Annotated in this window: 12 protein-coding genes and 1 tRNA gene; 5 read left to right on the forward strand and 8 right to left on the reverse strand. The window is 71.2% G+C overall.

Annotated elements, in window-relative coordinates; genetic code table 11:
- Together IE172_RS06970 and IE172_RS06975 are read left to right on the forward strand one after the other, a co-directional pair.
- On the forward strand, window positions 1-963 hold a 963-nt coding region (locus tag IE172_RS06970; protein WP_190096206.1), incomplete at its 5' end, for a class E sortase.
- Between the two features lie 13 nt (window positions 964-976).
- On the forward strand, window positions 977-1,747 hold the full coding sequence (locus IE172_RS06975; protein ID WP_190096207.1) for a class E sortase: 771 nt from the start codon (window positions 977-979) through the stop codon (window positions 1,745-1,747).
- A gap of 104 nt (window positions 1,748-1,851) precedes the next feature.
- Here the strand turns inward: IE172_RS06975 and pknB are convergent, their stop codons facing one another.
- From pknB to IE172_RS07005, 6 genes are all read right to left on the reverse strand, one after another.
- Window positions 1,852-3,843: a Stk1 family PASTA domain-containing Ser/Thr kinase gene (pknB, locus tag IE172_RS06980; protein ID WP_190096208.1), complete on the reverse strand. Its 1,992-nt coding sequence runs from the start codon at window positions 3,841-3,843 to the stop codon at window positions 1,852-1,854.
- A gap of 169 nt (window positions 3,844-4,012) precedes the next feature.
- Window positions 4,013-5,488 carry a peptidoglycan D,D-transpeptidase FtsI family protein gene (locus tag IE172_RS06985; protein ID WP_190096209.1) on the reverse strand — a complete coding sequence of 492 codons (1,476 nt, stop codon included), beginning with the start codon at window positions 5,486-5,488 and terminating at the stop codon, window positions 4,013-4,015.
- Window positions 5,485-6,933, reverse strand: coding sequence for an FtsW/RodA/SpoVE family cell cycle protein (locus IE172_RS06990; RefSeq protein ID WP_190096210.1), 1,449 nt, complete (start codon window positions 6,931-6,933; stop codon window positions 5,485-5,487). Before IE172_RS06990 ends, IE172_RS06985 begins: the two co-directional genes overlap by 4 nt.
- A 27-nt stretch (window positions 6,934-6,960) precedes the next feature.
- The gene (locus tag IE172_RS06995; protein ID WP_190096496.1) at window positions 6,961-8,499 is read right to left on the reverse strand and encodes a Stp1/IreP family PP2C-type Ser/Thr phosphatase; all 1,539 of its coding nucleotides are present in this window, start codon (window positions 8,497-8,499) and stop codon (window positions 6,961-6,963) included.
- 141 nt (window positions 8,500-8,640) lie between these two features.
- Window positions 8,641-9,150 carry an FHA domain-containing protein FhaB/FipA gene (locus IE172_RS07000; RefSeq protein ID WP_190096211.1) on the reverse strand — a complete coding sequence of 170 codons (510 nt, stop codon included), beginning with the start codon at window positions 9,148-9,150 and terminating at the stop codon, window positions 8,641-8,643.
- A 10-nt stretch (window positions 9,151-9,160) separates the two neighbouring features.
- Entirely contained in the window at window positions 9,161-10,030 is an 870-nt protein-coding gene (locus IE172_RS07005) for an FHA domain-containing protein (protein WP_190096212.1), read from the reverse strand.
- A 512-nt stretch (window positions 10,031-10,542) separates the two neighbouring features.
- On the opposite strand from IE172_RS07005, the gene IE172_RS07010 reads away from it, so the two are divergent.
- A tRNA-Leu gene (locus tag IE172_RS07010) sits at window positions 10,543-10,626 on the forward strand.
- A 550-nt stretch (window positions 10,627-11,176) separates the two neighbouring features.
- Here IE172_RS07010 and IE172_RS07015 read toward each other — a convergent pair.
- Together IE172_RS07015 and IE172_RS07020 are read right to left on the reverse strand one after the other, a co-directional pair.
- Window positions 11,177-12,103 (reverse strand): NAD-dependent epimerase/dehydratase family protein, encoded by a 927-nt coding sequence (locus tag IE172_RS07015; protein ID WP_190096213.1) that lies wholly within the window; start codon window positions 12,101-12,103, stop codon window positions 11,177-11,179.
- Complete coding sequence (locus IE172_RS07020) at window positions 12,100-13,092, reverse strand: ScbA/BarX family gamma-butyrolactone biosynthesis protein (protein ID WP_190096214.1); 993 nt, start codon at window positions 13,090-13,092, stop codon at window positions 12,100-12,102. The genes IE172_RS07015 and IE172_RS07020 overlap by 4 nt, the downstream gene beginning before the upstream one ends.
- A 214-nt stretch (window positions 13,093-13,306) precedes the next feature.
- Between IE172_RS07020 and IE172_RS07025 the strand changes: the two genes are divergently transcribed.
- Together IE172_RS07025 and IE172_RS07030 are read left to right on the forward strand one after the other, a co-directional pair.
- Window positions 13,307-13,972, forward strand: coding sequence for a ScbR family autoregulator-binding transcription factor (locus tag IE172_RS07025; RefSeq protein ID WP_190096215.1), 666 nt, complete (start codon window positions 13,307-13,309; stop codon window positions 13,970-13,972).
- A 99-nt stretch (window positions 13,973-14,071) separates the two neighbouring features.
- The gene (locus IE172_RS07030) at window positions 14,072-15,553 is read left to right on the forward strand and encodes a DUF2252 domain-containing protein (RefSeq protein ID WP_229885838.1); all 1,482 of its coding nucleotides are present in this window, start codon (window positions 14,072-14,074) and stop codon (window positions 15,551-15,553) included.
- Window positions 15,554-15,570 lie beyond the last annotated feature (17 nt).

Below are 15,570 nucleotides of genomic sequence, written 5' to 3' on the forward strand. Positions count from 1 at the left end.
AGCACGGCGTACCTGCCGCCGGTCGACGAGGAGACGGTGGCGCTGCGGATCCCCGCGCCGCCGGAGCGCGGGGGGCGTGAGGAACCGGCTCCGGCTCCGGTGGCGGCGGGCGGCCGGGCGGCCCGCAGGAAGGCTGCCAGGAAGCGCCATGGGCGCCGTGGAGGCCCGGACAGGGCGTCGGAAGGGCCTGGGGCCGGAGAAGGCCGGGAAAGGCTCTCAGGCAGCCTTGACGGGGCTCCCCGGGCGCCGCTGTCCCGGATGGAGGCCCGCAGGCAGGCGCGAGCGCGCAGAGCGAGCCCGGCGGTCGTCGCGAGCCGGGCCATCGGCGAGGTGTTCATCACCTGCGGGGTGCTGATGCTGCTGTTCGTCACCTACCAGCTGTGGTGGACCAACGTGCGGGCGCAGGCTCAGGCCGGCCGGGAGGCCAGCGACCTCCAGAAGGACTGGGAGAGCGGCGAGCGCAAGCCGGGGGCGTTCGAGCCGGGGCAGGGCTTCGCTCTGCTGCACATCCCCAAGCTCGACGTGGTGGTGCCGATCGCGGAGGGCATCAACAGCAAGCAGGTGCTCGACCGGGGCATGGTCGGCCACTACGCGGAGGGCGCGCTCAAGACGGCGATGCCGGACGCCAGGACCGGCAACTTCGGGCTGGCCGGCCACCGCAACACGCACGGGGAGCCGTTCCGGTACATCAACCGGCTGGAGCCGGGCGACCCGATCGTCGTGGAGACCCAGGGCGAGTACTTCGTCTACAAGATGGCGTCCATGTTGCCGGTGACGCCGCCGAGCAACGTGAGCGTCCTCGATCCCGTCCCGAAGGGGTCGGGCTTCACCGGGCCGGGCCGCTACATCACGCTGACCACGTGCACTCCGGAGTTCACCAGCAAGTACCGCTTGATCGTCTGGGGCAAGATGGTCGAGGAACGGCCGCGCAGCAAGGGCAAGCCGGATGCGCTCGTCAGTTAAGGGCAGAGGAAACGTGGCAGCGACCGCCGACGACACCGAACAGCACACCGACCCGCCCGCGTCCTCGCCGACGCGGGCGCACCGCCGCCGCATGGGGCCGGTGGCGACGGTCGTCAGCTTCTTCGGCGAACTCCTCATCACCGCGGGCCTGGTGCTCGGCCTCTTCGTCGCCTACTCGCTGTGGTGGACGAACGTCGTCGCGGACCGTGAGGCGGGCAAGCAGGCCGACAAGGTCCGTGACTCCTGGGCCGGGGGGCAGGAGAACGGCGGGGGCAGTGGCGGGCCCGCCTCCTACGACAGCAAGAACGGCATCGGCTTCCTCCACGTCCCCGCGATGACCGGTGACGAGATCCTCGTCGAGGAGGGCACCTCGATGAAGGTCCTCAACGACGGCGTCGCCGGCTACTACACCGATCCCGTGAAGGCGACCCTGCCGACCTCGGGCAAGGAGGGCAACTTCTCCCTCGCCGCGCACCGGGACGGCCACGGGGCGAAGTTCCACGGCATCCACAAGATCCAGAAGGGCGACCCGATCGTCTTCGAGACGAAGGACAAGTGGTACGTCTACAAGACCTACGCGATCCTTCCCGAGACCTCGAAGTACAACGTCGACGTCCTCGGGAAGATCCCGGAGGAGTCCGGCAAGAAGAAGGCCGGCCACTACATCACGCTGACGACCTGCACGCCGGTGTACACGAGCAAGTACCGCTACATCGTCTGGGGCGAACTGGTCCGCACCGAGAAGGTGGACGAGAACCGCACCCCGCCGGCGGAACTGCGCTGACGTCCCGCGGGGCGACCCGCTGAGACAGGAGCCCCGGCCCTCTTCCGAAGAAGAGGGCCGGGGCTCCTGTCGTGTGCCGTGCGGGACGCCGCCGGCCGGTCGTCCTAGTTGCCGCCGCCGGGGCCGCCGAAGAAGCCACCGCCGCCGTTGTTGCCGCCCTGGTCCACGGTGATCAGGTCGACCTTCGAGCCCTTGTCGACCGGGTTGTCCTTGCCCGGGTTGGAAGCGACCACGCGGGAGTTGGGGTCCTGCGCGGGGCCGACGTTGCCGACCGCGAGCCCGGCCTCCTGGAGCAACCGCTGGGCGTCCCCGAGGGACTTGCCGCTGACGTCGGGAACGTTGACCTTCTCGTTCTGCTTGGCCTTGCCCACGACGATCGTCACCTGGGAGTTCTTGTCCACCTGGGTGTTGGCCGACGGGGTGGTGCGCAGGACCTTGCCGGCCTGGTTCGGGTCGTCGACCTCTTCCTCGGTGCAGTTGCCGACGAGGTCGTTGGCCGTCATCTGCGCCTTGGCGGCGTCACAGCTCTGGTTGGTGACGTCCGGGACCGTCGACTTGGCCTGTTCCTTGGCCACGGTGAGGGTGATGGTGGTGCCCTTCTCCACCTCGGCGCCGAGCCCCGGTTCCTGCTTGAGGACGGTGCCGGGTGCCTGGGCGTCCACCTTCTCCTTGACCTCGACGACGAACTCGTACTTCTCGCCCTCGAGTTCGGCCTTGGCGTCGTCGACGTTGTCGCCGACGACGCTCGGCACCGCCACCTTCGGAGCCCCGGTGGAGACCACCAGGGCGACGGTCGACTCCTTGTCGATCTTGGTGCCTGCCGTCGGGTTCTGCGAGCAGATCTTGCCCTTGGCCTGGTTCTCGCAGGGCTTCTCTTCGAAGCTGAGTTTCAGATCGGCGTTGACGGCGAGCTGCTCGGCGCTCTCCTTCGTCTCACCGATGAAGCTGGGGGCCGAGACGGTGTCGTTGCCCACGCCGCCGCTGCCGCTGATGGCCCAGCGGCCGATCAGGATCGCGCCGATGAGGACCAGGACGCCCGCCACGACCAGCAATATCGTCGAGGTGTTGTTCTTCTTCGGCTGGCGGCGCCGGCCCTGGCGGTCGTCGTAGCCGTAGCCGCCGTCGTCCGGGCTCATGGGCGGCAGCATCGAGGTCGCCGCCCCGGCGCCGGCGTCCTGGCGCAGTGCCGTCGTCGGCTGGTCGTCGGGGTAGCCGCCGTAGCCGACCGCGCCGAGCGCCGCGGTCGCCGCGACGGGCTGCCCGTCGAGGCAGGCCTCGATGTCGGCGCGCATCTCGTCGGCCGACTGGTACCGGTAGTCGGGGTCCTTGACCAGCGCCTTCAGCACGATCGCGTCCATCTCGGGCGTGATCTCGGGGTCGAAGACGCTAGGCGGCTGCGGTTCCTCCCGTACGTGCTGGTAGGCGACCGCGACCGGGGAGTCACCCACGAAGGGCGGGCGGACCGTCAGCAGTTCGTAGAGCAGACAGCCGGTGGAGTACAGGTCGGAACGGGCGTCGACCTGCTCGCCTTTGGCCTGCTCCGGCGAGAGGTACTGCGCGGTGCCGATGACGGCCGCGGTCTGCGTCATCGTCATGCCGGAGTCGCCCATCGCGCGGGCGATGCCGAAGTCCATGACCTTGACCTGGCCGTTGCGCGTCAGCATGACGTTGGCCGGCTTGATGTCGCGGTGGACGATGCCGGCCCGGTGGGAGTACTCCAGCGCCTGGAGGATGCCGATGGTCATCTCCAGCGTCCGCTCGGGCAGCAGCTTGCGGCCGCTGTGCAGGAGCTCGCGGAGCGTGGAGCCGTCGACGTACTCCATGACGATGTACGGGATGGACACCCCGTCGATGTAGTCCTCGCCCGTGTCGTAGACCGCGACGATCGCGGGATGGTTGAGCGAGGCGGCCGACTGGGCCTCCCGGCGGAACCGGGCCTGGAAGGACGGGTCGCGCGCGAGGTCCGCGCGCAGCGTCTTCACCGCCACCTGGCGACCGAGCCTGGTGTCATGCGCGTGGTAAACCTCCGCCATGCCACCACGGCCGAGCACCGGGCCCAGCTCGTACCGGCCGCCTAGGCGACGCGGCTCTTCCATAGCTACCTACCAGCCCTCTCCGTCGGTCCCGACCGGCACGTCCGTGCGGCCGGAGGCTGTGTTCCGGGCCTACCGTACCCGGCTCTTTTTGTGTGACCTGGCCAAGTGCGTCAGCCGATACAGGACCGGTACCGCAACGTGCGCCGATGTGAAGCGGACGTGACCGGGGTCACTGCTTGCCCTTGATGACCGCCTCCATCACGCTCTTGGCGATCGGGGCCGCGAGACCACCGCCGGAGATGTCACCGCGCACCGCGTCGTCGTCCTCGATGACGACCGCCACGGCCACGGGCGAACTGCCGTCGCTGTTCTTGGCGTAGGAGATGAACCAGGCGTAGGGGTTCTTGCTGTTGTTCTCACCGTGCTGGGCCGTACCGGTCTTGCCGCCGACCGTGACACCGGTGATCTGCGCGTTGCGGCCGGTGCCGTCGTTGACGACCGTCTCCATCATCGACTGGAGGATCTGGGCGTTCTTCGCCGACATCGGCTCGCTCAGCTTCTCGGGGTCCGTCTTCTCGACGGTGTCCAGGCTGGGGGCCTGCAGCTCGTCGACCATGTACGGCTTCATCAGGGTGCCGTTGTTGGCGATGGCGGCGGAGACCATGGCCATCTGCAGCGGGGTCGCCGCGGTGTTGAACTGGCCGATGGAGGAGAGCGCCACCTGCGAGGGCTCCATGTCCTCGGAGAACACCGAGGCGCTGGAGCGGACCGGGGTGAACTGCTCCTCGGTGAACCCGAACTTCTTCGCCGTCTCCAGCATCTTGTCGTTGCCGAGGTCGGCGCCGGCCTTGCCGAAGACGGTGTTGCAGGACACCCGCAGCGCCTCGCGCAGGGTGGCGTCCTTGCAGGGCAGGTCGCCGTCGTTCTTCAGCTCGGTCCTGGTGCCGGTCATGACCCACGGCAGCGGGGTGTCGGTCTTCTGGTCCGCGTCCTCGACCAGCCCGTGCTCCAGCGCGGCGGCCGCGGTGACGACCTTGAAGGTCGATCCGGGCGGGTAGACCTCGCGCAGCGCCCGGTTGAGCATCGGGTCGGCCGGGTTGTTCTTCTTCTGCAGCTTGTCCCACGCCTTGGCGTCCGTCTTGAGGCTGTTGCCGGCGATCGTGGACGGGTCGTACGAGGGGAAGGAGGCCAGGGCGAGGATCTTGCCGGTGGACGGCTCCAGTGCGACGACGGAGCCCTTGCCGCCCTGCTTCTTCAGGCCCTCGTAAGCGGCCTTCTGGGCGGCGCCGTTGAGGGTGGTGACGACGTTGCCGCCCTCCTTCTTCTTGCCCGTCAGCATGTCGAGCGTGTTGCGGAAGAAGAGACGGTCGTCGTTGCCGGTGAGGATGCCGTCCTCGATGGCCTCCAGCTGGTTGGCGCCGAAGGCCTGGGAGACGTAACCGGTGACCGGCGCCCACATGGCGCCGTCCTTGTAGGTGCGCTTGTAGGCGAAGTCGCCGTCGGTGGCCTTGTGCCCGGTGATGGGTTCGCCGTCGACGATGATGTCGCCGCGGGGCGAGGCGTACCGCTCGATCGCCACACGGCGGTTCTTCTCGTCGGTCCTCAGCTTGTCGGCCTGGGCGTACTGGATCCAGTTGTTGCGGACGAGCAGGGCGAGCATGAGCAGGCCGCAGAAGATCGCGACCCGGCGCAGGGGCTTGTTCACGGGCGGACCACCTGGGTCATCTCGGCGTCGGGGTTGGCGGCGGGGGCGGGCGCCGGACGGCGGGCGGTGTCACTGATCCTGAGCAGGATGCCGATCAGCGCCCAGTTGGCGATGACGGACGAACCGCCGTACGCCAGGAAGGGCATCGTCATACCGGTCAGCGGGATGAGACCCATGACGCCGCCGGCGACGACGAAGACCTGGAGCGCGAAGGCGCCGGACAGGCCGATGGCGAGCAGCTTGCCGAACGGGTCACGGGCGGCGAGGGCGGTGCGCACGCCGCGCTCCACGATCAGCGCGTACAGCAGGATCAGCGCCATGACGCCGGCCAGGCCGATCTCCTCGCCGAAGGTGGCGAGGATGAAGTCGGAGTTGGCGGCGAAGCCGATGAGGTCGGAGTTGCCCTGGCCCCAGCCGGTGCCGAGGGTGCCGCCGGACCCGAAGGCCCACAGGGCCTGCATGGCCTGTTCGGAGTGGACGATGCCGTCACTGACCCCGGCCCGGCTGAGCTCGAACTCGCGCATCGGGTCGAGCCAGGCCTGCACACGCGTCTGGATGTGCGGCTCGAAGCTCGCCACGCCGACGGCGCCGACCGCCGACATCAGCAGACCGAAGACGATCCAGCTGGTCCGCTCGGTGGCGACGTACAGCATGATCACGAACATGCCGAAGAACAGCAGCGAGGTGCCGAGGTCGGTCTCGAAGACCAGGATCAGGATGGAGATGATCCAGACGACGATGATCGGGCCGAGGTCACGGCCACGGGGCAGGTAGAGCCCCATGAAGCGGCGGCTGGCGAGGGCCAGGGCGTCGCGTTTGACCATGAGGTAGCCGGCGAAGAACACCGCGAGGACGATCTTGGCGAACTCGCCCGGCTGGAGGGTGCCCAGACCCGGGATCTTGATCCAGATCCTGGCGCCGAAGACGTTGTGGCCGAGTCCCGGCACCAGCGGCAGGAGCAGCAGCACCAGTGCGCCGGCCATCGAGATGTAGGTGTAGCGCTGCAGGACGCGGTGGTCCTTGAGGAAGAACACGACGGCCACGAACAGGGCGACGCCGAGCGCGGAGTACATCAGCTGGCGCGGTGCCGCCTCGACGAACGTCCGGCTCGCCTGGAGGCGCTCCGAGTGGTCCAGGCGCCAGATGGCGACCAGGCCGATGCCGTTCAGCAGCGTCGCGATCGGCAGCAGCAGGGGGTCCGCGTACGGGGCGAACTTCCTGACGGCGAGGTGGCCGACGCCCGCCATCAGGCCGAGGCCCAGGCCGTAGCTCAGCAGCCCGGCCGGCACCTCGTCGTTGAGGGCGAGCCCCACGTTGGCGTAGGCGAAGACCGGGATGACGACGGCGAAGACCAGCAGGGCCAGCTCGGTGTTGCGGCGGCTGGGTGCGCCGATCGCGCCGATCGTGGACGTGTGCTGCGTCGACGGGTTCGTAGTACTGCTCATCGTGTGACAGGGCCTCTCACGGCTTGCCTACTGCTTACCGCACAGCGAGACGACCTTCTGCTCTTCCTCCGAGAGGCTGGGGCCGGGGCTGGAAGTGGGTGCGGTCGTGGACGGGGGCGTGGACTGCTCCGGGGCCTGTGCCGATCCCGTGGGGGTCGGCGTCGGCGAAGCCTTGGACGTGAAGGAGACGGGCGTGGTTCCCGTGGTGCCTCCGGCCTCGCCCTCGCCGGTCTTCGCGCTCTTCTCGCTCTCGGCGGCGCGCCGCTCGGCCTGCTTCTGGCACGCGGAGGCCTGGACCGAGAGTTCCTCGATCTTCTTCCGCGCGCCGTACAGGTCGCCTTCGGCGATGGTCGCCTCGACCAGCTTCCGCTGGTAGGGCGGCAGGTACTTGAGTTCGATCTCGGGGTGGTCCTTCTCGACCTTCGAGAGCGAGACCCAGGCCAGGTCCTGGCTGATGCCCCGGTAGAGGGCGACGTGCTCGCCCTTGGTGCCGACGTAGTACTGCGTCTGGGTCCAGCGCCAGCCGCCGTACAGACCGCCGCCGAGGACGGCCAGCGCGAGCAGGCCGTACACGGACCTCTTGAGCCACCTGCGGTTCTTGGCGGGCTTGACGAAGTCGCCCTCGTCGTAGCCGAAGCCGTCGGTGGGGATGAAGCCGGTGACGTCGCCGCTGCCGGGCGGGCCGAACTCGCCGCCGCCCTGGGAACGCCGGCGGCCGAGTCCGGAGGCGCGGCCGGCGGGCGTCTGCATGATGCCGTTGTCGTGGAGCTGGTTCTGGTTCTCGGCGACCGCGCCGACCACGACCGGCGTGTCGGACAGCTGCCCGGCGAGGGTGTCACCGGTGTCGAGGTCCAGGACGTCGGCGACGATCACGGTGATGTTGTCGGGGCCGCCGCCGCGCAGCGCCAGCTCGATCAGGTTCTGGACGGTGTCCTCGGGGCCCTGGTAGCCGGCGAGGGTGTCCTCGAGGGTCTGGTGGGAGACCACACCGGACAGGCCGTCGGAGCAGATCAGGTACCGGTCGCCGGCCCGCACCTCGCGGATGGACAGGTCGGGTTCGACGTGTTCGCCGCTGCCGAGGGCCCGCATGAGCAGGGACCGCTGCGGGTGGGTGGTGGCCTCCTCCTCGGTGATGCGGCCCTCGTCGACCAGACGCTGCACCCAGGTGTGGTCCTGGGTGATCTGGGTGAGGACGCCGTCGCGCAGGAGGTAGGCGCGGGAGTCGCCGACGTGCACCATGCCGAGGCGCTGACCGGTCCACAGCAGGGCGGTCAGGGTGGTGCCCATGCCTTCGAGCTGGGGGTCCTCCTCGACCATCATGCGCAGCTGGTCGTTGGCCCGCTGGACGGCGGTGCCGAGGGAGGTCAGCAGGTCGGACCCGGGGACGTCGTCGTCGAGCGCGACGATGGTGGAGATCGCCTCGGAGGAGGCGACCTCGCCGGCCGCGGCGCCGCCCATGCCGTCGGCGATGGCGAGCAGGCGGGGACCGGCGTAACCGGAGTCCTCGTTGCCCTCCCGGATCATGCCCTTGTGCGATCCGGCGGCGAAGCGCAGGGACAGACTCATGCGCACCTCGCCCGTCGGCTCCGGGTACAGCCGGTCGTGTCGAGCCACACTGCCCACCCTCCGGTCGGGAGCGCGCCGGGACCCTGGGTGGGGACCCCCGCTGCGTGCTCGCTCCGCTCGCGCTCATTCATTGGTGTAGCACTACTTCCGCAGCTCGATGACGGTCTTGCCGATGCGGATCGGTGCGCCCAGCGAGATCGGCGTGGGAGTCGTCAGCCGGGTCCGGTCCAGGTAGGTGCCGTTGGTGGAGCCCAGGTCCTCGACGATCCACTGGCCGTCGCGGTCCGGGTAGATCCTGGCATGGCGGCTGGAGGCGTAGTCGTCGTCCAGCACGATCGTGCTGTCGTGCGCCCGGCCCAGGCTGATGGTCTGGCCCTGGAGGGCCACGGTGGTACCGGTGAGGGTGCCCTCGGTCACGACCAGCTTGGTGGGGGTGTTGCGGCCGCGGCGTCCGCCGCCGGACTGCTGGCGCTGCTGCGGCGGGGCCTGACGGGAGGCCTGCTGGGTCCGGCCCGCGTCCCGCCGGGTGCCGCGCTGCGTGACGCGGGTCCCGAACAGGTCGCTCCGGATGACCTGCACGGCCACGATCACGAACAGCCACAGTACGGCCAGGAACCCCAGCCGCATGACCGTGAGGGTCAGCTCTGACATTGCCCCCGCTTCACCCTTCGGCTTGCCTATAGATAACGGTGGTGCTGCCCACGACGATCCGCGAGCCGTCGCGGAGCGTAGCGCGGGTGGTGTGCTGTCCGTCCACCACGATGCCGTTGGTGGATCCCAGATCCTGGATCGTCGAGGGCGTTCCGGTCCGGATCTCGCAGTGCCGGCGGGACACGCCGGGGTCGTCGATCCGTACGTCGGCCTCGGTGGAGCGGCCCATCACGAGGGTGGCGCGGGAGATCTGGTGGCGGGTGCCGTTGATCTCGATCCAGTAGCGGGTGCGTCCGCCGGGCGCGGGTGCGGCGGGGGGCCGCTGGCCGCCCGCGGGCTGCGGGTAGCCGTAACCGCCGGGCCTGCCGCCGGGGGGCGGCGCGGCCGGCATGGGCGGGGCGCCCCCGGGGGTGGCCGGAGGGTAGCCGTAGCCACCGGGGCGGCCGGCCGGCGGGGCACCGGGGCCCGCGGCCGCGGGACCGCCTGCTCCGGGGGCCTGGCTGGCGGAGGAGGCGAGCGTACGGCTGCGCACCCGGTACAGGCCGGTGTCGAGGTCGTCCGCCTTCTCCAGATGGACCTTGATGGGGCCCATGAAGGTGTAGCGCTGCTGCTTGGCGTAGTCGCGCACCATGCCGGCGAGTTCGTCGCCGAGCTGGCCGGAGTACGGGCTGAGGCGCTCGAAGTCCGGGGTGCTCAGCTCGACGATGAAGTCGTTGGGCACGACGGTGCGGTCGCGGTTCCAGATGGTGGCGTTGTTGTCGCACTCCCGCTGGAGCGCTCCCGCGATCTCCACGGGCTGCACCTCGGACTTGAACACCTTGGCGAAGGTGCCGTTGACCAGACCTTCGAGACGCTGCTCGAACTTCTTCAGGACTCCCATGGGGCACCTCCTCCGTCGCTGCCGTCCTGTGTACTGCCCCGCGCACTCTTTCGTGCACTGCTTACCTGGTACTGCTTACTGATCGTATCCACGCGCCACTCGATCGGCTGGTTCCCCCTGCCCGCCCGGGCGACGGGTGTCGACGCCTGACGAAGTTCCCTCCGGAGCTCCCTTTCGAACTCCTTCGGCCGTGCGCGTGCGCGTAGTTCTGCCATGGATCGTAGAGGGGGCCGCAGACCAGTGTCCCGCACCTGACTGTGGACTCCGCCCTGCTCCTGGGGAGACGGGGGCCACCGGTACGAGGTTGATACGTGAAGCGGTCGCCGTCGTTGCACGACGCCGGCCCCTGCGGCGCGGGCGGGACGGCCCGTGCGCGGGCGGTCACGGGAGGTCGTGGGCGGCCGGGCCGGGGGCGGGGAAAGGGATGTGAATCCACCCCGATCAGCGTGCTAATGTTCTGGGTGTCGGAAGGCGCAAGGCCCCCAGGGGCAGGGCTCGAAGACACACCCAATGCGCGGGTGGCGGAATAGGCAGACGCGCTGGATTCAGGTTCCAGTGCCCGCAAGGGCGTGGGGGTTCAACTCCCCCCTCGCGCACAACGAGGTTCGTGGAAACGGGTCCCTCCAGGTGACGGAAGTCACCGGAGGGGCCCGTTTCTCGTTTCCTTGATCGTTGTGAGGCATCGCACACGGTCCGGCCAGGCGCGGGGCGGGTTCCGGCGCGTGAGCTATCTCACGGCTTCCTCCTCTGGGTGACGACGCGCCACGGCCGGTCGGGCGTGGCCGGGGCTACTCACGGACGGACGCCGGCCGCAGGGCCGGGCGGCGCAGGGTGAGCAGCGTCCGGATGACGGCGGCGACCGTGGCGAGGGTGGCGCAGGCCGCCTGACCATGGCGAGGGCCCGCCAGGGCAGGGCGAGCGGGGCGGTGGCCGACTGCGGGGTCAGGGCCGCCCACAGAACGGCCGGCTGGACTGCCGCGACGGCCGTCCCCCGGGACGGCGCCGACGGCGACCGCCGTCAAAGCCGGACCTGCCGACGGGACGCACCGGAGGGTCCTGGCGGTGCTGGCGTTCCTGCGGGCCTGACGCTCCCGGGGCCGCGCGGGCGAGCGCACAAACCGACGGGACGGTTTCCGGCCGGGGCCCCTACCGGCCGTCCGCCAGGTACGACCGGTACCAGGGCGCCGCGCGGGCGAAGGCGGCCGCGAAGCCCTCGCCGGGAGCGAGGTCCAGCTCCTTCCACAAGCCGTCGTCCGCGAACCAGTGGTCCACGGTCAGCATGTCGAGGTGGTGCAGCGCCCGGGGCGAGCCGGCCGCCCGCGCACGGGCGGTGGCCACGTCCACCGGGGCACCGTCGCCGGGCCCCCCGACCTGCGCGCGGACCGCCGCGAGCAGGTCGGCAACGGGTACGGGGTCCGGGTGGCCGACGTAACGGGCCCCGGGGCCGACGTGCGGGGACAGTGCGGCGGCGGCGACCGCCCGGCCCAGGGTGCCGACGTCGGTCATCGAGTGGACCGCCGTACAGCCGGTGATCGTCGCGGAGAGCGTCCGCAGCAGGCTTACCAGTCCGGGGACCACCCAGCGGTCGCCCTCGCCGTGCACCAGGTGCGGGCGCAGCACCAGGCCGCCCGCGTCGAGAACGTGCCGCTCCGCCGCCGCGCGGGTGCGGCTGGTGGCGGAGACGGGCGCGATCGGGGCCTGGCCGGGCCGCACGCCGTGGAAGGGGCCCCGGCCGTGGACGGCGGCGGTGCTCACGTACACGATCCGGCCGACGCCGGCCCGGACGGCGTCCTCCACCAGGGCCTCCGTGCCGAGGTCGTTGACCGCCGCGGCGGACTCCGGGTCGCCTCCCACGCGGGAGGCGCAGTGGACGAGGACGTCGACGCCGGCGCACACGCCGCGCAGGGTGCGGGGATCGGCCAGGTCGCCGGGCACGGTCCGGGCGTCCGTAGGCCCGCCCCCTGGACGGCGGGAGAGGGACCGCACGCGGACACCGGGGCGTTCGCGGGCCGCCGCGGCGACCCTGCTGCCGATGAAGCCCGTCGCACCGGTGATCAGGAGGTCCGTGGTCACGGCAGTGACCGCACCGGGGCGGTGGGGGCGCAGGTGAGGGTGGCGTCGAAGACGGGCTCGTCGTCCTGCCGTCCCGACACCCGTACCGTCACCTCGTCCTCGCCCTTGTCGAGCACCTCGGTGTCGATCAGGCAGGGACCGTCCAGTTCGGCGTAGCGGCTGAAGAGGACGGAGAAGCCCGACAGCAGGAAGGGCAGCCGGCCGGAGGCGGCGGCCGCCGCCTGGCGGGCGGCCTCGAACAGGACCATGCCGGGCACGTGGTCGTTGGGGCGGGGGAAGAGCACGGGGTGCCGCGTGTCGACGCGCAGCAGCCAGCGGCCGGGCCGGTCGGACGGGGCGAGAACGACGTCCTGCGCGCGGTGGCGGCCCACGCGCCGGGGCTCGACCGGAGCGGGCAGCGGTATTCGGGTACTGTCCGCGACAGTCGGACGGGACGCGCGCAGCCGGCGGTAGACGGCCGGGGAGACGCAGCCCGTGCTGCCGGTGCCGCGGGCGACGAGCAGCCCCGCGCGGCGGAAGTCCATGGTGGTGCGCATGCCGTTCAGGCCGCGGCCCCGGCGGCGCACCTCGGAACAGACGACGTCGACGGTGACGGGTTCGGCGGCGTCGGCGAGCAGTAACGCGGCGGGGTCGGTGGAGACCTCCAGGTCGTGCATGACGAAGTGGGTGTCCGCGGGGGCGCCGAACTCCGCGTGGGCCAGGGCCATCGACGTCTGACGCAACGTTTCACCGACGATCATCGGATCCTGGTGGCGGCCGTCGAGGGGACCGAAGAAGCTGTGACCGGCGGGCCAGTGCGCGGTGACACGGAAGCGGTCGTCCGCGAGCCGGACCCAGGAGACCGGGAACACGTCCTCGGCGCGGGGACGGTGGGCGAGTGCCGGTGTGACGAGGGTGCGGGCGGGGGCCGGACCGGCGGCGTTTGCGGGCGAGGCCCGCTGTCCGGTCTGATCCTCCCTGGGCGCGCTCGAGGAATCCGGCTGCGGCATGGGAACCCCCGGGATCGGCAGTCTGGCTCCGGTCGATTCGCACTAAGATACGGACGAGACGGTTTTTTTCCAAGGGTGATCCACATCGCCGGATTCGAGCCCGTGCGCCCCACACCGTGCGACCGATGGCACGGTGGTGCCGCGCCGGCCCCGCGGCGGCTGCACGGTGCGACCCACGAGATCCACGAGATCCACGCAGATCAGGAGGCACCCGATGGCCCGACAGGAGCGCGCGATCCGCACCCGGCGGACCATTCTGGAGGCGGCGGCCGCCGTCTTCGACGAGCGCGGCTACACCTCGGCGACCATCGGGGAGATCCTGGAGCGGGCCGGGGTCACCAAGGGCGCGCTGTACTTCCACTTCGGGTCCAAGGAGGAGCTGGCGCTCGGCGTGTTCGAGGAGCAGCTGGCGATCTCCCTGCCGCCCCAGTCGAGCAAGCTGCAGGAACTGGTCGACTCCGGCCTGGTGCTGGCCACGCGGCTGCGGACCGAGCCGCTGGTGCGGGCGAGCGTCGGACTGGCCCTGGACCAGGGCGCGCTGGGGCTGGACCGCACCCCGGCGTTCGGCATGTGGATCGACCAGACCGAGCGGACCCTGGCCGAGGCGAAGACGGGCGGCGAACTGCTGCCGCACGTGGACCCGACGGAGACGGCGGAACTGCTCGTCGCGAGCTTCTCGGGCGTGCAGCTGCTGTCGCAGGTGCGCTGCCAGCGGCAGGACCTGGAACACCGGGCCGTCGTGCTGTTCCACCACCTGCTGCCGGGCATCGCCGTCCCGGCGGTGCTGGCCCGGCTGGACATCTCGCAAGACCGCGCCGCACGGCTGCTCGCCGAGGGACGGTCGCTGCCGGCCGCGGGGGACGTGGCGGAGGCGGGTTAGGCGCGGGCGCGGTCCGGGAGTCGTCCACAGGGCCTGACGCTTTTCGGCCACCGGTTGTACGGTCGGCACGATCGATGTCGACGCGTGTGCGCAGCACACATGTGTACGGGGGAGGCGGTTGCCGTGACCGAGCTCGCTGCCGGGGCGGACGGGACCGAGGGCGTGGGTGTGGGCGGGGGCGGGGCCGCGGATCCGGGCCGGCGGCTGCCGCGGGTGCCCGGGTTCGCCGAGTGGCCGGCCGCGGGCTCGCCCAAGCGGGAGGGCAAGGCCCTGCGTGCGCAGGTTCCGCGCACCGCGCACTCCGCCCTCGACCTCGACGCCTCCCGCCCCGACGCGGTGAGCGCCGTCGAGGAGTCCAGCCGCGGCAGACTGCCCGAGCTGGCCCCGCTCCGGGTGGGCAGGATGGCGGCGACACCGTTCGCCTTCCTGCGCGGATCGGCGGGCCTCATGGGATACGACCTGGCCCGCACCCCCGTGACCGGGATCGGCGCCCAGATCTGCGGTGACGCCCACGCGGCGAACTTCGGCCTCTACGGGGACGCGCGCGGCCGCCTGGTCATCGACCTGAACGACTTCGACGAGACCGTGTACGGCCCCTGGGAATGGGACCTCAAGCGGCTCGCCACCTCACTCGTGCTCGCCGGGCGGGAGGCCGGCGCGGACGAGGACACCTGCCGCGCGGCCGCCCACGACGCCGCGGGCGCCTACCGGCGCACCATGCGGCTGCTGTCCGGGCTGTCGGCGCTGGACGCCTGGAACGCCATCGCGGACGAGGAACTCGTCTCCCACGCCGACGCCCACGACCTCCTCGGCACCCTGGAGCGGGTCTCCGAGAAGGCCCGCGCGAACACCAGCGGCCGCTTCGCCGCCAAGTCCACCGAGGAGGGCACGGACGGCGGGCGCCGCTTCGTCGACGCGCCGCCGGTGCTGCGCCGGATCCCGGACGCCGAGGCCGCCGAGGTGGCCGCCTCCCTGGGGGAGTACCTCGGCACGCTCCCGCCGGACCGCCACCCGCTGCTCGCCCGGCACGCCGTGCACGACGTGGCGTTCCGCGTCGTCGGCACCGGCAGCGTGGGAACCCGCTCCTACGTCGTGCTGCTCCTCGACCACCGGGGCGAGCCGCTGGTCCTCCAGGTGAAGGAGGCACGCCCCTCGGCGCTCGTCCCGCACCTGCCGACGGCCGGCTTCGAGGCGCCCGGGGCCGGGCACGAGGGCCGGCGCGTGGTCGACGGCCAGAAGCGGATGCAGGTGATCAGCGACAACCTGCTGGGCTGGACGACGGTCGACGGCCGTCCGTACCAGGTGCGCCAGTTCCGCAACCGCAAGGGCAGCGTCGACCCGGCCGCCCTGGCCGCCGACCAGGTCGACGACTACGCCCGGATGACCGGCGCCCTGCTGGCCCGCGCCCACTCCCACAGCGCCGACCCCCGGCTGATCGCCGGCTACTGCGGCAAGAACGACGAACTGGACGAGGCGGTGGCCGCCTTCGCCGTCGCCTACGCCGACCTCACGGAGGCGGACCACACCGACCTGGTCACGGCGGTGCGGTCGGGTCGGATCGCCGCGGAGGCGGGGGTGTGAGCGGCGCCGGCCCGGCC

Source organism: Streptomyces griseoflavus (assembly GCF_014649995.1).
Lineage (GTDB): Bacteria > Actinomycetota > Actinomycetes > Streptomycetales > Streptomycetaceae > Streptomyces > Streptomyces griseoflavus.